This window comes from Nostoc sp. 'Peltigera membranacea cyanobiont' 232, assembly GCF_002245985.1.
Taxonomy (GTDB): Bacteria; Cyanobacteriota; Cyanobacteriia; order Cyanobacteriales; family Nostocaceae; genus Nostoc.
Genome location: NZ_NOLK01000102.1, coordinates 1 through 19,066, shown reverse-complemented (window position 1 = coordinate 19,066; position 19,066 = coordinate 1). Strand labels below are relative to the sequence as shown.

At 42.7% G+C, this 19,066-nt stretch carries 8 protein-coding genes and 1 tRNA gene; 3 read left to right on the top strand and 6 right to left on the bottom strand.

Going from position 1 to position 19,066, the window contains the following annotated elements:
• Positions 1-12 precede the first annotated feature (12 nt).
• The 3 genes from CDG79_RS27125 to CDG79_RS27115 all read right to left on the bottom strand — a co-directional run bounded on the left by CDG79_RS27125 (position 13) and on the right by CDG79_RS27115 (position 13,130).
• Positions 13-6,219 carry an AAA family ATPase gene (locus tag CDG79_RS27125; protein ID WP_094344880.1) on the bottom strand — a complete coding sequence of 2,069 codons (6,207 nt, stop codon included), beginning with the start codon at positions 6,217-6,219 and terminating at the stop codon, positions 13-15.
• Positions 6,220-6,297: 78 nt separating this feature from the next.
• On the bottom strand, positions 6,298-12,237 hold the full coding sequence (locus tag CDG79_RS27120; RefSeq protein ID WP_094344876.1) for an ATP-binding sensor histidine kinase: 5,940 nt from the start codon (positions 12,235-12,237) through the stop codon (positions 6,298-6,300).
• Between the two features lie 158 nt (positions 12,238-12,395).
• The gene (locus tag CDG79_RS27115; RefSeq protein ID WP_094344875.1) at positions 12,396-13,130 is read right to left on the bottom strand and encodes an MBL fold metallo-hydrolase; all 735 of its coding nucleotides are present in this window, start codon (positions 13,128-13,130) and stop codon (positions 12,396-12,398) included.
• A gap of 177 nt (positions 13,131-13,307) precedes the next feature.
• Here CDG79_RS27115 and CDG79_RS27110 point away from each other — a divergent pair, with 177 nt between their 5' ends.
• Together CDG79_RS27110 and CDG79_RS27105 are read left to right on the top strand one after the other, a co-directional pair.
• Positions 13,308-14,828, top strand: a complete 1,521-nt coding sequence (locus CDG79_RS27110) for a site-2 protease family protein (RefSeq protein WP_094344879.1) — start codon at positions 13,308-13,310, stop codon at positions 14,826-14,828.
• Between the two features lie 315 nt (positions 14,829-15,143).
• Complete coding sequence (locus CDG79_RS27105) at positions 15,144-16,346, top strand: MFS transporter (RefSeq protein ID WP_094344874.1); 1,203 nt, start codon at positions 15,144-15,146, stop codon at positions 16,344-16,346.
• A 379-nt stretch (positions 16,347-16,725) separates the two neighbouring features.
• Here the strand turns inward: CDG79_RS27105 and CDG79_RS27100 are convergent, their stop codons facing one another.
• The 3 genes from CDG79_RS27100 to CDG79_RS27090 all read right to left on the bottom strand — a co-directional run bounded on the left by CDG79_RS27100 (position 16,726) and on the right by CDG79_RS27090 (position 18,538).
• Positions 16,726-17,292 (bottom strand): phycobiliprotein lyase, encoded by a 567-nt coding sequence (locus CDG79_RS27100; RefSeq protein WP_094344873.1) that lies wholly within the window; start codon positions 17,290-17,292, stop codon positions 16,726-16,728.
• 75 nt (positions 17,293-17,367) lie between these two features.
• Positions 17,368-18,048 (bottom strand): HEAT repeat domain-containing protein, encoded by a 681-nt coding sequence (locus CDG79_RS27095; RefSeq protein WP_094344872.1) that lies wholly within the window; start codon positions 18,046-18,048, stop codon positions 17,368-17,370.
• A 403-nt stretch (positions 18,049-18,451) separates the two neighbouring features.
• A tRNA-Ser gene (locus CDG79_RS27090) sits at positions 18,452-18,538 on the bottom strand.
• 107 nt (positions 18,539-18,645) lie between these two features.
• Between CDG79_RS27090 and CDG79_RS27085 the strand changes: the two genes are divergently transcribed.
• On the top strand, positions 18,646-19,014 hold the full coding sequence (locus tag CDG79_RS27085; protein ID WP_094332709.1) for a 2Fe-2S iron-sulfur cluster-binding protein: 369 nt from the start codon (positions 18,646-18,648) through the stop codon (positions 19,012-19,014).
• Positions 19,015-19,066 lie beyond the last annotated feature (52 nt).

Here is a 19,066-nt window from a genome sequence, read left to right as displayed (position 1 = left end):
CTGAGGACTAAATTATACCGGGATTTCAATGATAAATTCTGTACCTTTACCCAGAACTGAGTTAAAGCTCAATTTTCCGCCGTGGGTTGATTCTACAATTTGACGAGCGATCGCTAATCCCAACCCCGTCCCTTTACCAACAGCTTTTGTAGTAAATAAATGGTCAAATATTTTTGATTTCACCTCTTCACTCATCCCCTTACCATTATCCGCAATAGCAATTTTAACTAGATTAGTTTCGACTGAGATTGTAATTGTAATGCGGTTAGGATTGACTTTAATTTCTTCAAAACTGCGTCCATGATTAGATTCATCTAAGGCATCAATGGCATTGGCGAGCAGATTCATAAATACCTGATTTAATTGACCGGGGAAGCATTCAATTTGAGGTAAATTACCGTAGTTGGTGACAACTTCAATAGCAGGACGTTGTTCATTCGGCTTGAGACGATGTTTGAGAATGAGAATGGTACTATCAATGCCTTGGTGAATATTGAAAGGCACTTTGTAGTCTTGATCGGCACGGGAGAAAGTTCTTAAACTGGTGCTGATGTTTTTGAGCCTGTCGCACGCCATAGACATGGAATCAATCATCTTGGGCAAGTCTTCTAAACTATAATCCAAGTCGATTTCTTCGGCGTGTTCAATAATTTCATCACTTTTGTTGGGTAAACTTTCTTGATATAGTCCCAGATGTTCAACAATATCAGCGATGGTGGGTTTAGCAAGTTTTAGACTGGCAGCAATAAACCCAAGGGGATTATTCATTTCGTGAGCTACACCAGCAACTAAATTACCCAACGCAGACATTTTTTCACTTTGCACCATTTGTAATTGGGCGTTTTGCAGATCAGTTAACGCTTGTTGTAGTAAGAGTGATTTTTGCTGCAAGACAAGTTCAGCTTTTTTGCGATCGCGGATATCACGACAAATTGCAGTCATGTACAAGGGTTTGCTTGTTTGGGTATCATTGATGACAAATATGCAGTAATCAACTGGGATCTGCTCTTTGGTGATCAAGTGCTGAAAATACAGTTCGGCTTGACCAAAACCCTGCTGAATTACCTGTGGCAATATTGTTTCTTGAATCTGAGCCATATCTTCCCAGCTATGGAAGTCCCCCATGTGCAGGCTCAAAATATCTGCTGTGCTGTCGAGTCCCACTAATCGCCGTCCAGATGGGTTTAAGTATAGAGCTTGTCCATCAATTGTGGTGATGCCGATAAAATCTGTGCTATTTTCCACCACAGCAGCCAGCTTTTGCAGTTCTTGCTCTGCTCGTTTGCGATCGCTAACATCTAGGATTACCCCATCCCAAATCGTGGAACCATCAGTTTGTCGTTCCAGTCGGGCGGCAGCTTGCACCCATTTCAGATTGCCAAGGGGGGTAATAATCCGAAATTCCTCTGTAAAGGGCGTGAGGTTTTCGGTCGAGTAGATGGATTTTTGGAGGATTCGCAAACGATCTTCAGGGTGTTCCATTTCTGGAAAGTTTCTGACTCCTTTGATAAAGTCTTCTGGTGGCACTTCGTAGATAGCAGCGCAACCTGAACTAGCGTAGAGTGTTGACATTGAACCATCCGCAGCTACAGAAACCCGATAAATCATGCCCGGCAGGTTATCAGCTAGTTTCTGGAATCGGGACTCGCTGACTTGTAATTCTGCTAAGGACTGCTGCGATCGCTCATACAATTGAGCATTTTCTAGGGAAATCGCCGCTTGAGCGCAAAGTAAATTGAGTAGTTCGACGCGATCGCTTGTAAAAGCCCCTGTTACTAAATTATTTTCTAAATACAAAATACCCAGCAACTTCCCTTGATGCAAAATCGGGCTACACAAGATACTCTTCGGTTGCTGACGCATGATATAGGGGTCATTGACTAAGGTCGGATCAGCCGTTGCATTAATTAGTACAACAGTCTGTCTGTGGTTTTTCACTTTGTAAATCAGCTTCAGGGGAATATCCTGACTTTCCTCAATGGGAAGGCGCTGTAGCACAACTGGCTCCGTACCTACGGTAATCGACCCTTTGATAAACAGGCGATCGTCTCGCAACAGCATTAACACGCATTTATCAGCCCCCGCATTTTCGATGATGATCAAAAGCAACGATGAAAGTAGTTTTTCCAGTTCGATTTCACCTGAGATATTTTGGGAAGCTTTGAGAATAGCGGCTAAATCGAGAGAGTCAGAGACGCTGGAGGAAGAACTAGTGGAGGTGACTGTTCCTAATGTGAAGACGGTTTCGTTAACGGAGAAGGCAGTGCGAGTTTGTTGGAGAATAGAAGCCAACAGTTGCGGATAGCGTTTTTCCAAGTCAGCGACTTTGGCTTTTGCACCCCAACGAGCATAGCCATAGTAAGCCTTCGTCATGTATGCCTGGGCAATCTCCTGTTTACCCCAGTCGAGGTAGAATTTCGCAGCTAGTTCATTAGCCAGCGCTTCTTCCTGAATATAATCATTTTCTTTGGCTCCAATGATGGCGCGATCGTAATGTTCAATTGCTTCGGCTTTATTGCCCAAAACCCGATACCGTTCTGCCTCAACTAAATAGCATTTATGCTGATGATTCATGGGAGCATTTTGTGCCCACTGTTGCAGAGTAGTTTGATGAGTTTCCAGCAGGGCGAGTATTTCAGATTGCTCCTCCTCTGGCTTTGTGGGGAAGATTGCCAGATACGTCAAGGCTGCATAGAAATGAAAAATCGGAACTTGAATCAATCCTGATATGGCGATTAAATACGGCTTCATTTGGGCAATGTAGTCTACGGCAGACCTATTGTTGCCATAACAGTAGGCAAGTAAAAGTTTGTAAACATAGACCTTGGCGATCGCCGCAAGTTCATTATTCTGAAGATGCTTAGGAATCATCAATGTTTCATCGTAGGTCTTGCCGATTAAACAATCTGACTGAATACAGATTTTCTTCAAGTTATTTACAGTCTGCTGCATCATATCAAAATAAGCCTGAGCCGAATATTGTTTCGCCTGTGCCATCACAGCACTATAAGTTGCTATTTCGGTCTCCCAAGTGTCTAGTTCCACCCCACCGAAAAAGTTGGATTCGAGGTAATTGAGTATGCTATAGCCAGATTGTAAAAAATTTCCTGTTTCCATCGCCGCCGTATAGCTACCTTTCAGCGTCGGTATCGTTGCTCTTATAGCTTCTTGGCGATGCTGAATAAAACTGCCAAAAAAAGCTGAAATTGTGGCTTTGAGTTCGCCGACATTAAACCGATCGAGCAAATTCATCGCCAATTTACCAAAGCTATAGCCCATTTCCACCTGTCCCAAAAAGCCACATAATACCATTCCGTGAATCGCATACCCTACCGTCGATCCCGGTGCATTCCCAAAGTCGATCGATAAACTCACCATCATGGAACTAAGGGTGGGTAGCAATCCCGGCATTCCCAAACAAATGGGGGGAAATAAAGTTCCCAATAGTTGTATTGCTGCCTGAGTTGTGGCATCACTCATCACTGGTAGGTCAACGAGTTCTTCAATCCGTTTGCCACTTTGTTGGCCTGCAAGAGTCTGTAGCACTTGGCTAATTTTGGCTTCATCAGATGCAGTCGGGAATTCAACTCCCAATTGCCCCAAGGCATCTCTGGCCACTGCAATAGCTTCTAACATCTGACTCTGGGCTGTCAGTGCCATGATTTGAATTTCGTAAATTTTAACTTTGTCTAAAATTGTTTGAGCTGATTGCAACACCTGTGCTGCCATCTCTTCCATGCTGTCAAGATCGGCATTCAAATAAGCGGCTTCGGTAGCAGCAACATAAAGCTTCAGGGTAAATTGATACTGACTTTGCCAACAGTTAGCTGTCAGTAACTCAATCCCTGTTTGCAGATAGACTCTTGCCGCAGTGTATGCTGTAGAATTTCTGGCTTTCTGTCCCGCTTTTAAGTTAAGTTGGGCTAAATCTTCCCGTTCTTGCGGTTGAGTGATTAGCTCAATTCCTTGGTTTAAATGCAGGGCAATATCAAACAGTTTTTCTTCCAGTTCTACTTCCGAGGAACTGTGCAGTAGTAATTGTCCAATTTTGAGATGAGTTGCTTGTTTTTGCTCATCGGGAATCAGGGAATAGGAAGCTTGTTGAACGCGATCGTGTAAAAATTTGTAACTTGCTAATTGCTCATTGCTAATAGCTATTTGTTGATTTCTATTAGCAATGGACAAATAGCTATTAGCAGTTTCATCTTGATAAAACTTATAAACATCACTGAGCGGTAAAATCAACCCTTCTTGTAATGCTTTCCATAAATCAGCAGCCGTCTCAATTGAAGATTTTTCAGAAACAATTGCCAAGGTTGCTAAATCAAACTGATTCCCAATACAAGCACCTAGCTGCAAGACATTTTGAGTTGATTGTGGCAGCTTTCGCAATTGAAATGCCATAAAAGCAACAACGTCATCTGTAACTGCAAGAGTCGTCACCTGTACAATGTCACATTGCCAACAGCCTAATTCAAAATCAAATCGAATGAGATTATCTTGATGCAATGCTTTGAGAAACTGGGTTGCGAAAAACGGATTACCTTGAGTTTTTTGATGAACTAATTGAGAAAGAGGTAATGCTAAATTTTCTGTGCATTTAAGTGTATCGGCAACTAATTGATTTACTGTGACTTGATTGAGTGGTGCTAAAGTAATTGTATTAATAGTTGCTGATGTTTTTTTGATTTCGCTCAAAGTCAACATTAATGGATTTCCTGGATTGACTTCGTTATCACGGTACGCACCAATTAATAAAAGATACTTGGTATCAGCCATTAAAAGCTGCATTAAGTTCAGCGATGCCGAATCTGCCCATTGCAAATCATCTAAAAATATCACTAAGGGATGTTCAGCACTGGTAAAAACTTGGGTGAATTTTTGAAACAATAAATTAAATCTATTTTGTGCAGCATTTCCTGATAGTTCTATGCTGGGTGGTTGTTCACCAATAATTCTTGATAGTTCGGGGATAACTTCAATAATGACTTGTCCATTTTCTCCAACTGCCGATAATATTTGGTTTCTCCATTGCTGAATCTCTGCATCACTTTCAGTTAACAATTGTCCCATTAAATCTCGGAAGGCTTGCACAAATGCACTAAAGGGAATATTGCGTTGAAATTGATCATATTTCCCTTTGATAAAATAACCACGTTGTCTAACAATCGGTTTATGAACTTCGTTGACAACCGCAGTTTTCCCAATTCCCGAAAAACCTGCTACCAGCATCATTTCTGTTGCACGCAGGCTGACTCTTTCAAATGCTTGGAGTAGGGTTGATACTTCGGTTTCTCGTCCATAAAGTTTGTCGGGGATGATGAAGCGATCGCACACATCCCGTTTTCCAATTTCAAAACCCTCTATCTTACCAGAAACTTGTAGCTGATGTAAACAATTTTCTAAATCAAACTTCAGTCCCAATGCACTCTGATATCTGTCTTCGGCATTCTTCGCCATCAATTTAATGACGATATCTGAAATCACCTGCGGTATCTCATCTCTAATAACTGAAGGAGGTTGTTTTGCAATATGACAATGCACCAACTCCATTGGATCGTTTGATTGAAATGGCAATTCTCCAGTCAGTAATTCGTAGAAAGTTACACCCAAAGAATAGAAATCTGTGCGATAGTCAATACCCCGATTCATTCTGCCAGTTTGTTCTGGGGAAATATAAGCTAGTGTCCCTTCTAACACATTAGGATTGATTAATGTCTGCGTTTCTCGTGGTAGTAAAGATGCAATACTAAAGTCAATTAATTTGACTTGTTTGGTTTCTGGGTTAATTAAAATATTGCTAGGTTTGATATCTTTATGAATAATCCGCTCTTGGTAGAGTATATCTAAGGTGGTGCAGAGTGCGATCGCAATTCGTAAAAACTCTTCACCAGACGCGATATATCGCCCCCGATCGGAGGTTAAATAATCTTTGAGAGAAATCCCTCCAAAGTCTTCCATCACCAGCGCATAGCCATTCTGATAGGCTTGAAGGCTATAAGTTTGGACGATTAGCGGTGAGTTGAGATTTTTAGCAATGGTGTATTGATTGCGAAACGATAAGAGTTCGCTGAAACTTGGATAAGGATTTTTCAGCAGTTTAATCACCACTGGTAACGAGTCAGTTTCTCGATACCCTCGATAAACTAGAGTTCTAGAACCATTGTAAAGTTCTTCGCTGATGCGATATCTGGGAATACTGACAAGAGTGCTAACCATATATATTGCTAAATCCTGAAGATTTCCAGATTTAGTATTCCCAGATATCTGAAGCTGTTTAGCAAAAATCGCCAAAAATTACACCGGAATTTCAATAATAAATTCAGTACCTAGACCCAAAACCGAGTTACAACTTAATTTACCACTATGGGTTGATTCGACAATTTGCCGTGCGATCGCCAACCCCAAACCCGTCCCTTTACCGACAGTTTTTGTAGTAAACAAATGGTCAAACATTTTTTGTTGAACTGACTCACTAATCCCCTTACCATTATCAGCAATGATAATTTTTACGCAGTTATCTTCTAGTGAAGTTTTAATTTTAATTCGATTGCAGTTTAGCTGAACATCCTCAAAATCACGCCCATTATTTGATTCTTCTAATGCATCAATAGCATTGGCAAAAATATTCATAAATACCTGATTCAATTGACCAGGAAAACATTCAATTTCGGGTAGATATCCATAGTTTGTGATTACTTCAATTGCTGGACGCAGATCGTTCGCCTTCAAACGATGCTTCAAAATTAAAATTGTGCTATCAATGCCTTGGTGGATATTAAATAGAACCTTGTAATCTCGATCGGCACGAGAGAAAGTTCTTAAACTGGTACTGATATTTTTGAGCCTGTCACACGCCATAGACATAGAATCAATCATTTTGGGCAAGTCTTCTAAGCTATAATCCAAGTCAATCTCTTCAGCATGTTCAATAATTTCATCACTTTTATTGGGGAAACTTTCTTGGTATAGTCTGAGATGTTCAACAATATCAGCAACAGTGGGTTTAGCCTGTTTGAGACTAGCAGCTATGAAACCTAAAGGATTATTCATTTCGTGAGCTACACCAGCAACTAAATTACCCAAGGCTGACATTTTTTCACTTTGGACTATTTGTAATTGGGCATTTTGTAGATCGTTTAGTGCTTGTTGCAAATCGAGTGATTTTTGGCGTAAGTCAAGTTCTGATTGTTTGCGTTGCATAGTTTGCCGATAAGCATCGCTAATATCTCGCATCACAACTACTGCACCAAGTTTGTTACCCGAAGCATCAATAATCGCTTGTCCACTTGCTAACAAGATTCTCGTAGAACCATACTTCGGTGCAATGATCATTTCAACATTTTGGACAATTTCTCCTTGGAAAGCGCGAAACAAAGGAATTTCGGTTGTTGATAAAGGTGTTTGACCATCAGGCTGATAGAGATTGAAGTGTTCTGCCCATTCTTCTGGTGGTAATGATTCTACTGGTAAGCCATGAAATTCACAAGTTGCTTTGTTAAATAGGGTCAATTTGCCACTAGCATCACAAACAACAATCCCATCTGTAATATTTTGAATGATGGCATTCAAGAACTCTCGTTCTTTAGCTAAAGATGCTTCGGTCTGTTTTAATTGTGCTAGTGATGCTTGTAATGACTGGGATTTTTCCTGTTCTCGCTCAAAAAGTCGCACATTTTCGAGAGAAATGGCCGCTTGGGCGCAAAGTAAGTTGAGGAGTTCGACGCGATCGCTTGTAAAGGCTCCAGTTGCTAAATTATTTTCTAAGTACAATATGCCAAGCAACTTCCCCTGATGCAAAATTGGACTGCACAAGATACTCTTGGGCTGCTGTTGCTGAATGTAGGAGTCATTGATTAATTGCGGATGCACCGTGGCATCAATAATCACTGTTGGTTTTAAGCTGCGTTTGACAGTATTAATTAAGCCAACTGGCACATCCTGAGAGTCTTGCACAGGCTCTGGGTTGAGCAACATTGAGTAAAAATTGACGTGGGTAATTCCCTTATTTTTTACAGGGCTAAAAGAAAGCTGTGCTAGCGCCTGAATCAGTAAACGGCCTGACTCCAAAAGCATGAACACACACTTATCGGCTCCCGCATTTTCAATGACGATATGCAGCAATACCGAGAGCAGTTTTTCGAGTTCGATTTCGCCAGAAAGGGCTTGAGAAGCTTTGAAAATGGTAGCTAAATCTAAAGCAACAGAGATGCTACTACTGCTGGAAGTGGCGGAACTGGTGGAGGTGACACTCTCCAAGGCGAAGATCGTTTCGTTAGTTGAGAGGGGAGAACGGGTTTGCTGGAGAATGGGGGCGAGTAATTGGGGATAACGTTTTTCCAGGTCGGCGACTTTGGCTTTTGCACCCCAGCGAGCATAGCCGTAGTATGCTTGGGTCATATATTCCCCAGCTACCCGCTCTTTGCCCCAGTTAAGGTAAAATTTAGCGGCTAGCTCATTGGCAAGTGCTTCTTCTTGGATATAGCCGTGTTCTTTAGCAAGAGCGATCGCGCGATCGGACAAATCTATTGTCTCGGCTTTGTTGCCTTGCACTTGCTCTCGTTCCGCCTCGACTAGATGAAACTTGTGCAGGTAATTTTCTGGAGCATGTTCAGCCCACTTTTTCATCTTTTCCTGATTTTTAGCCACCCGTTGCAGAATGTCTTGCTGTTCTGCCTCAGAAACCTGAGCATAGATTGCTAGGTGAGCGAGAGAATCATAGGTGTAGCAGAGCGGAACTATGAATAAGCCTGTAGCGCCATCTATATAGTTTTCAGCAGCGATCGCATTTTCCACCGCTAACTCAAATTTGCCAAACATGTAACACAAACCAAGTTGGCTGGCATAGAAATAATACAGCGCAGTCCGATCGCCCGATCGCTGGAGGGCTGGTATAATTACCTCTCGATTAAAGGCATCTCCACTAAGCTGCCAAGGTTCAGCAGAATCGCCAATCATATTCAAAATTGCTTGCTGAAAAACGGTCAGATGACTGGTAAGACCTTCTTGGTTGAGGTGTGCAAGCTGATCTCGGAAGGCAGCGCTCTCTCGGCTGAGATTGCTTAGTTCTTTGCCCATAAACCAACAGTAGGAGATGTAAATGAATCCGCAAATAGCAGACGATTCTAAATCTCCTGTTTCCAATCCAACTTCATAGCCTTCCCGGAGAAACGGTAAGGAGTTATTGAGCGGCTCTTTCCAATGCCACACACTACAATAAATTCCGACATAGACTCTGGATTTTAGTTCTTTGGCATTGAAATGTTCGAGTAACAAAAGTGCTAGTTGGGCACACTCGTAGCCAAAGTCAATCTCTCCTACCATCCCACAAAGGATCAATCCATAGTAAGCATAGCCAATGGCAGAAAATGAGGTATTGCCATATTGAACTGATAAATTTACCTGCTCGAGGACAATAAACGGTAAGAGCGCTGGACTGACAACAAAGGCAGCAGAAGAGACAGCAGCAAGAATCCTGATAACCGCTAATTTATTAGGGTTTTCGATTTCGGGCAGAGTCATTAAGTCCAGAAGTTGCCTTCCAGCCAGAATCGATTTAGTCGCCTCGAATACCTGTGCAATATCTAATTGACTGGGTTCCTGTGGAAAACTCGTACCTAGACGCTCTACAATCTTCAGAGCAATCTGCACTGCCTCTATAAATTCATGTTGGGCTTGAGCAGCTTGAATTTGAACTTCATAAACCTTGACCGTATCCAACAGGTTTCGAGAGTGTTCTATAATCGCTGTTGCCAATTGTGTCATCTGCTGAAAGTTGCCGCTCAGGTAAGCGGTTTCAGTGGCAGTTTCGTAGAGGGCTAAGGTTAACTCATACTGCGTTTGCCACATATCCTCAGTTAAGAAGGCGATTCCTGTGGTGCAATACTCAAATGCGGCTGTATAGGCAGTTGCGGCTCTGGCTTTTTTTCCAGCTTTCAGATTGAGTTGGGCGAGTTCTATTTGCTCAGATAGATTGACAATCAGAGATTTGCCGATATTAAGTTGGTTAACAATTTCAAACAGTTTTTCCTCTTGTTCGGCAACGGGCGTATGAGTCAGTAATAGTTGCCCAATTTTTAGGTGCGCGATCTGTTTTTGTTCGTCTGGAATCAGGCAATAAGCAGCTTGCTGGACGCGATCGTGCAAGAATTTGTAAATTGTCCTGTGTCCATTGTCATTTGGACTTTGCAAATGACCAATGACCAATGACGAATCTTGATAAAACTTGTAGATATCATTAGTTGGAATGATAAATCCTTCTTGCAGTGCTTTCCACAAATCCGAAGCGGTTTGAGTCTGCGACTCTTCAGAAACGATCGCCAATGTCGCCAAATCAAACTGATTGCCAATAGAGGCTGCCAGTTTTAAAACATCTTGAGTGATGTCGGGCAATTTCTGAAGCTGTTGGGCCATAAATTCCACCACATCATCAGTCAGAGCCAGCGATCGCACTTGCGCCACATCACACTGCCAAAAACCTACCTCCCAATCAAAGGTAATCAGCCCATCCTCATACAGCGCTTTTAGAAACTGAGTCGTGAAAAAAGGATTGCCTTTGGCTTTTTGATAAACCAACTCTGTCAACGGCAATGCCTGTTTTGTTGTGCAACTGAGAGAGTCGGCGATTAAATGGTTGACATCTGCTTGACTCAAGGCAACTAGGGTTAAAGTACTGATACAGGAGGATGCTTTTTCAATTTCATCTAGCTTCAACATCAGTGGATGAGCTGCAAAAACCTCGTTATCGCGGTATGCGCCGATAATGAATAGATAGCCGCAATCACTTTGGCCCATCAACAGCTTTAGCAAATTGAGTGATGCCGAATCTGCCCACTGTAAATCATCGACAAACATCACCAACGGATGCTCTCTGGTCGTGAAGACTTGAATGAACTTTTGGAACAGCAGATTGAAACGGTTCTGTGCCCCACTGCCCGATAGTTCAGCGATCGCAGGCTGTTTGCCGATTATCTGCTCTAGTTCAGGAATCACCTCGATCAGAACTTGCCCATTCTCTCCAACTGCTGCTAAAATCTTGCTCTGCCATTGCTCTAGTTGGATATCGCTTTCATTAAGCAACTGTCCCATCAGGTCACGAAAGGCTTGCACAAAAGCAGATAGAGGAATATTGCGGTTGAATTGGTCATATTTCCCTTTGATGAAGTAGCCGTTCCACCGGACGATCGGCTTATGTACTTCATTAACGACTGCGGTTTTGCCAATACCAGAGAAACCTGCCACCAGCATCAGTTGGGAGCCACCATTGGCCACATGACCAAATGCCGCCAATAACGTCTGCACTTCTGATTCCCGTCCGTAGAGTTTTTCGGGGATGAGAAAGCGATCGCTGATATCGCGCTGTCCCAACTCAAACCAGGTGTGCTTGCCTGTTTCTCGCCACTGTTCTAGGCAGGTAACAAGGTCATGTTTAAGTCCCAGCGCGCTCTGATAGCGGTCTTCGGCATTCTTCGCCATCAGTTTGCGGACAATCTCGCCCAGCATCAAAGGTAAATCGGGATTCAAATCGCAGAGGAAGGGTGGAAGCTTGGCAATGTGGCAATGTACCAACTCCATCGGGTCATGGGACTCAAAGGGCAGTTCTGTGCTCAATAGTTCAAAGAAAGTCACACCTAATGAATAGAAGTCGCTGCGGTAGTCAACGCCCCGGTTCATCCGTCCGGTTTGCTCTGGGGAAAGATACACCAGCGTTCCCTCCAGTCCGTTAATGCTCTGGATCTCCTGGGTTTCTCGTGGTAAAAGCGAGGCAATACTGAAGTCAATCAGCTTAATTTGTTTCGTGTCTGGGTGAATCAGGATGTTGGCTGGCTTAATGTCTTTGTGAATGACGCGCTGTTGATGTAACAGGTGTAGCGTGTCTAGCAGTTGTAGAGCAATTCCTTGGAATTGCTCTAAAGTCAATGGTCGTCCTTGGGTAAATTCCCGCAAAGAAATGCCGCCAAAGTCTTCCATCACTAAAGCATAGCCGTTGCGATGAGCTTCTAAGCTGTAGGGCTTGATGATCTGGGGAATATCTAGGTTTTTAGCGATCGCATATTGGTTGCGAAACTGGACTAATTCGCTAAAACTGGGGTATTCTCGTTTTAAGAGCTTGATGACAACTGGTTGGCGATCGCATTCTCGTACTGCCCGATACACTTGAGTCCGAGAACCTAAATAGAGTTGCTCTATGATTTGATAGCCAGGGAACCTTAAAGTTTCATCAACTCTTGCAATCATAATTTTTTACCATAATTTCTTGTCTAAGGCTTATAATTCCCCAGACAACATCTTGCTTAACAAGCGTTATAAAAGTTATAGGTGTTAGGTCTTGGGCATTCGGGACTAACAGATCGGCCTTTGAGCTTCGTAAACGAGTTTTTGATCCTTGATAAATCTTAAAGTAGAGACTCTATCCGCAGCAAAGTTGATAAATCTAGAGAGGCTAAGTGTTGATAAGCTCGATCTATGACACGCTTACCTCTGAGAAAACCTGTATTCGCTCCCGGACAAATGTAGCAGAGTGTTTCAGGTGTAAAACGTTCTAATAATAACTGAAGACTCTTAATTTGTCGCCGCCAGTGAAAAGTTTTAGCTGTGCGTAATGGTACTGGCTCACCCTTCTGATTAGGAACTAAATGGCGACCAGAAAACAATATACCTCCAAGCTGACTGTAGTATAGGCAAGATGAGCCGGGAGAATGACCTGGTGTCCAAATTACTTGTGTTGCAGCATCAAGAGTGAATTTCTGACTAAAGGTAGTTACGGTTAAGCCTGGTAATAAATAAGCTTCTTGTTCTTGCATCAGCACCTCGCAGCCAAAGGTCTGCTGAATTTCAGCGGCCTTGCCAATAGCGCCTCGATGGGTAAGAAATAACCAACGCACGCCTCCATGCGCGGCTAAAAAATCTTGATTTGTTCGATCTAAGGTAGGGCAATCTATGAGGATATTGCCTTCATTTCTTACAATAAAATAAGAGGTTCCTCCTAATGTGTCCCGATTGGGTGGAAAAGCAAAAATGCTCTCTTGTGCGAATTCCGATTGCAGAGAACTTCCGCTAGGTACTTCGTCCACGAACACAGACCGTGGTGGCTTAGTTGTATGACTTGGGTGTTGAGGTAAAGGGCACATAATAAAAGAACCGACTCAGGAGTTGTGGATAATCTAGTTACAGTGGGGAAATTCCCAAAAATTCCATAGCACTGTTAACCGTTCGTAAAAAAATTGGGGTTTGAGGTCTACTTTGTAGTTAATGCTATGGTGCTAAAGCTACTGGTAGGGTGTTTTGTCAAAATTACTGAAGATAATATGGGATTTTGGTTTTTGTTTCTCCTCCTACTGGGGCTAGCTACTTATCTAATGGTGCAGCAAAGCGTCGCTAACATCACCCGCACGCCAGTATGGTTGTTATGGCTGGTTTTAATGATACCAGCATTGCTGTTGAGTGGATGGACGCTGATGTACGGAACTAAACTACCTCCACCACCAGGGCTGATCGTCTCGTCGTTATTTGTCTGCACACTGTTGTACTGGATCTTGTTTCAATGGGGGCGGAGAGTGCCAACAGATACACAGACCCAAGCCCAAGCCCAAGCCTCAGAATCACAGCCGACTATCCAGCCTACCGCAGAACCAATAGTGCGTCCCATTGAGCCAACGGAAGAAACCCAACTGCGAAATTGTTTTCCTTGGTCTGTATATTACGTTCAGAATATTGAGTATCGACCACAATCCGTAATTTGCCGCGGTCAATTACGAACTAAAGCTAGCAACGCCTACCAGCAGATTAAGACTAATATTGAAGCACAATTTGGCGATCGCTTCCTGCTGATTTTTCAAGAAGGTTTGAATGGCAAACCTTTCTTTGTGCTGGTTCCCAACACTCAAGCTGCTAAAGAGAAAAATACACCACGACGCGACCAGGAACGCTTAACTCGACCAGGATTAGCACTTCTATTACTAGTAGCTACTTTGATAACTACTACCTTGGTGGGAATGGAAATTGCTGGTGTTTCTCTTCCGCCTCTTTGGGAAATTAGCTCTTTGTTCAAAGTTTTATCTAACCCAGATGTCCTATTTAAGGGATTACCTTATGCTTTAGGACTGATGACTATTTTGGGCATTCACGAACTTGGGCATTATTTAACAGCTAAATCCTACAAGATTCGCTCCACCTTACCTTACTTTATTCCCGTACCTTTCTTCTTGGGAACTTTTGGTGCATTTATTCAGATGCGTAGTCCCATTCCTAACCGCAAAGCTTTATTTGACATTAGTATCGCTGGCCCAATTGCAGGCTTTGTCGCCACCTTGCCATTACTAATATGGGGCTTGGCTCATTCTGACATAGTTTCTATAACTGAAAAAACCCGACTTTTGAATCCTGATGCCCTGAATCCGAAGTATTCAATCTTACTAGCACTACTCTCGAAGCTAGCCTTGGGAAGTCAGCTAACGGCAAAATCAGCCCTTGATTTGCATCCAGTTGCAGTAGCTGGTTTTCTGGGACTAATTGTCACAGCTTTAAATTTAATGCCTGTGGGACAATTAGATGGAGGTCATATTGTCCATGCGATGTTTGGACAACGAACTGCGATCGTCATTGGGCAAGTTGCTCGTATTCTCTTGCTATTACTTTCGTTAGTTCGGGAAGAATTTTTGATGTGGGCGATTATCTTATTATTTATGCCGTTGATTGATGAGCCGGCACTGAATGATGTGACTGAACTGGATAACAAACGCGATATTGGGGGATTACTGGCAATGGCTTTGTTGATTGTAATTATTTTGCCATTACCGCAAGCGCTCGCTAACTTTTTGCAGATTTAAAAAATATCAACGGACTGGGAGATTCAGTCCCATCACTGATTTATTCTGTTAGGGGATAGCTAAGGTTTAGCCCATTCTGACTCCTGAGTTCTGAATTCTTCTTTAATAATTTCCAGGTTCAATGTTAACTAGTTTTTTAGAGCATCCCATGCTTCAATATGGAAGCAATAAATGAAAAATAATGGGCTATAGGACTCCTATTTGATTTTTGAACAAGATTCAGTACACATCTATACCCTTCTTTTCTGTTAAGAGTTCCCTATTCCCTGTTCCCTACCTACGCAGATAATTTCAGGAATCAAATCGGATTACTATATGCCACAGAAAGCAGCAGCTTTAAAGTTTGTGATTTTACTTGGTTTTGTTAGCCTTTGTGCTGATGCAACTTATGAAGGCGCACGTAGTATTACGGGAGCTTATCTGCAAGTTTTAGGAGCTAGCGGGACTGTGGTAGGTCTGGTAGCTGGATTTGGGGAATTGATTGGTCATGGCTTGCGCCTAGCGATCGGTTATCTCAGCGACCAGACACGTAAATACTGGGGAATTACAACTTTAGGTTACATTTTGAACACCGCAGTTGTGCCATTTTTAGCCTTAGCCGGAAGATGGGAAGTAGCCGCCGGTCTGATGATGGCTGAACGCACAGGTAAAGCAATTCGGACTCCGCCACGGGATGCTTTACTTTCTCACGGTGCGAGTCAAATCGGCAGAGGTTTTGGCTTTGGACTACATGAGGCAATGGATCAAACTGGTGCAGTTATGGGGCCTTTGGCTGTAGCTGCAATGATTTATTTCCAAGGAGAGTATCGCAATGCCTTTACCATTTTGATTGTCCCTGCTGTTTTGGGATTGATCGTGTTGATTGTTCTACAATTTCTTTATCCAAATCCCAGTGATTTTGAAGTAGAAATTGAGACAGATCGAGAAGAAAAACTGCCGCGAATATTTTTGATTTATCTCGGTGCTGTAGCGATTATTGCCGCCGGATATGCAGATTTTCCCCTCATTGCCTTTCATTTCCAAAAGCAAGATATCGCTTCTGGGCAAACAATTCCTCTGTTTTATGCTGTAGCGATGGGAGTGGATGCGATCGCAGCGCTAATATTTGGATATCTATTTGACCGAACTGGTATTTCTATTTTGATAGTTGCAGCTTTCCTTTCATCCTTATTTGCGCCATTGGTATTTTTAGGAAATACCCAACTTGCCCTTTTAGGGATAGCATTTTGGGGTATAGGGATGGGAGCGCAAGAATCAATTTTGAAAGCTGCGATCGCTGGGATGGTTCCAAAGAACAAGCGGGCTACAGCTTATGGAATTTTTAGCACTGGCTATGGTTTATCCTGGTTTTTAGGTAGTGCTTTAATGGGCATTTTATACGATCGCTCAATCACTGCCCTAATTGTCTTCTCGTCAGCAACTCAACTGCTAGCAATTCCTTTCTTTGTTTGGGTGAAATTGCATTTTAGTACCTCAAGCAGTGTGCCAGAAGCAATTACTAGCCAGGATACAATTTAACTAAACCCTGATTTTTAAGGTAGGGGCAATCCATGAATTGCCCCTGAACACGTATAGCGCTCTTCTATGACTCTGGAGAGAGAATAATCCAAGCGATTAGAAATCGCGGCTACACAAACTCTCGTCCGCCTGCGCGGACTAATCGCCAAAATAGGGTTTCAAATTTAATCTGACGAGAGTAATAAAAGAGCGATAGTTTCGCGTAATAGTCCGCTTAATCACTTACGATATGTCATTGCGAGTGAAACGGAGTGGAACGAAGCAATCGCTGCGGACTCTGCGATTACTTCACTTCGCTATCGCTGCGTTCGTAATGACAAGTATTTATCCAGACATGATATAAGTCGGCGATAAGCAGTGAGAATATGCTGTATTACAACTAACTCGATACTGAATTAGCCGCCTCGGAAGCCTTCGCAGCAGGTGGAAAACCACCCATACGAATCTCAGAAGTGAAGGAAGTAATACTAAATCCACCAAAACTCTTGAGGACATTTACCCGCATTCGCAAATTGGGGCTAGCAAACCACAGGCGCTCCTCTGACCAGATGTTTTCATCTTCTATAGTTAGAATCAAAGCACCATCACTGTCAAATTTATAGTGTCCAGTAACTGGAGTTTTCTGAGTATCAAGTGTTTCCCGCAGTAACTTACCTTGTCCCTGATTATCTGCATCAGGTACTGAAACTAACACAGTTGAACCACTATGTTTTGATTGATCCTTTTCCATTGTGCCATTCCAGTTAATTTTGATAGCACAGGAGGCGGAACTAGGATTAATTTCGTACTGTTGACACAGTTTTATCGCTTCTGGATGATCTACTGCCAGCGTCTCAATGATGATGTCTGACTTACTATTTTCAGATTCATTTAAAGCCAAATGTTGACTAGTTCGATGAGAAAACCATTTACCAGCACTTAACTGAAAAAACTCTTCAATATTCATGAATCAAATTACCCTGCATCAAAATGCTAAAATTCCCACTTAATTATTAAAAGGTAGCGGGAAGCTCTAATATTATTAAGCTTGATTGCCTATTTCCTCAAGCTGCTTGAGGCCAATTCTGGCTGCCTCAGCAACGTTAAAATGATTGTCTTTTTCTAAGTATTTTAAAGCTGAGACACTCTTGGGAGTAGGGAGATTACCCAAGGCTTCTGCCAAACGCTGCCTAACTAACCAATCATCTGATTGAGCGAAGCGCAGAATTTGATCGACAGATTCAATATCTTTAATTTCTCCTAGCGCAGAAATTGCAGCTTGTTGCAACACTACTTCTTTGCTATCCAATGCCTGAAGAAGAATTTGACGGGCCCGGGGGTCTTTAATATTACCTAGAGAAACGGCTGCACTAAAGCGTACTAGCCAATCAGTATCTTCATAAAAAGCCCGTGAAAGCACTTCAAAAGCTCTGGCATCGCCCAGATATCCTAAAGCACCAGCAGCATCAGCGCGGATGCCATAATCGGGGTCATTTTCGAGAATTTTGACCAGAATTGAATAACATTCTGGCGTTGGCTTGATTCCAAGGGCAAATATTGCCATCGATCGCAGTTGCAAAGATTCGTCGTCTAGTACCTTTTTAATCAAAGGGACTGCATCTTCAGGAGAAACATTACGCAAATTAGCAAGAGCTACCATGCGATCGCGTAAGTTCGGACTTTCTAACTGAGTAGAAATTTGTTGTAAGCTGAGAGCTGTCATTGAGTTCAAAGCATTTTCTTTACTTATCTTAATTTACCCGATCCTTTCATCAGGCTGTCACCTTAGTGAAGTAGGAGTTTGGCGACTTTACAAAATGGCTCAATTATGAATGAAAAATAAACAAATGTTACCTCCCGCTAGATTGTGCGGGTACTAATAGGTGTCGTTAATCCTATGTAAACCACTGGTATAGTGGGCTGAATTAAAAGCAAGGCTCAGAAGTGCCTGGTTTGTACGATACCTTTTTTGGGGAAAACCGCGCGTAGCTTGCTGAAGAGAACGGTTACACGAAAACACTTTCAAAGCAATTTTAAGAATATATTTGGCAATATCCGGCTATTTATTTAACCAGACTATTTGTAGAAGTCTGGTTCAAACTATATATTTAGACTAGGTTTGAAAACGGAGAGGGAGGGATTCGAACCCTCGTATACATTTCTGCATAACAGACTTTCCAGGTCTGCGCCTTAAACCGCTCGGCCACCTCTCCAGGTGCCACAAGTTACGATCTTACTATAGAATCCCAGAAAATGCAAAGATAAAGAAAGATATTCTTAGATTGAATCTGAAAGTCCTAATTCCACAACGCAAATCCAGATGTCTCGTACATACACAATTAAAGTTCGCGATCGCGCCACCGGTAAAACATACACCCTAGAAGTGCCAGAAGACCGCTACATCCTGCACACAGGCGAAAAACAAGGGGTGGAACTACCGTTTTCCTGCCGTAACGGGGCTTGCACCGCTTGCGCTGTAAGGGTTTTGTCGGGAGAAATTTATCAACCAGAGGCGATCGGATTGTCGCCAGATTTACGTCGTCAAGGTTATGCCTTGTTGTGTGTGAGTTATCCCCGTTCTGACTTGGAAGTGGAGACACAAGACGAAGATGAAGTCTACGAACTCCAGTTTGGACGCTATTTTGCTAGGGGGAAAGTTAAAGCGGGTTTACCGTTAGATGAGGAATAAACAATTGGAGGAGGCAGGGGGTAAGAGGCAGGGGACAGGGGGTAGGGGGCAG

What these genes read in the sequence shown, in the direction of transcription:
- CDG79_RS27095 (WP_094344872.1), bottom strand. Translation starts at nt 18,048, where the DNA reads ATGACAGCTCTCAGCTTACAACAAATTTCTACTCAGTTAGAAAGTCCG.
- CDG79_RS27115 (WP_094344875.1), bottom strand. Translation starts at nt 13,130, where the DNA reads ATGTGCCCTTTACCTCAACACCCAAGTCATACAACTAAGCCACCACGG.
- CDG79_RS27110 (WP_094344879.1), top strand. Translation starts at nt 13,308, where the DNA reads ATGGGATTTTGGTTTTTGTTTCTCCTCCTACTGGGGCTAGCTACTTAT.
- CDG79_RS27085 (WP_094332709.1), top strand. Translation starts at nt 18,646, where the DNA reads ATGTCTCGTACATACACAATTAAAGTTCGCGATCGCGCCACCGGTAAA.
- CDG79_RS27125 (WP_094344880.1), bottom strand. Translation starts at nt 6,219, where the DNA reads ATGGTTAGCACTCTTGTCAGTATTCCCAGATATCGCATCAGCGAAGAA.
- CDG79_RS27120 (WP_094344876.1), bottom strand. Translation starts at nt 12,237, where the DNA reads ATGATTGCAAGAGTTGATGAAACTTTAAGGTTCCCTGGCTATCAAATC.
- CDG79_RS27100 (WP_094344873.1), bottom strand. Translation starts at nt 17,292, where the DNA reads ATGAATATTGAAGAGTTTTTTCAGTTAAGTGCTGGTAAATGGTTTTCT.
- CDG79_RS27105 (WP_094344874.1), top strand. Translation starts at nt 15,144, where the DNA reads ATGCCACAGAAAGCAGCAGCTTTAAAGTTTGTGATTTTACTTGGTTTT.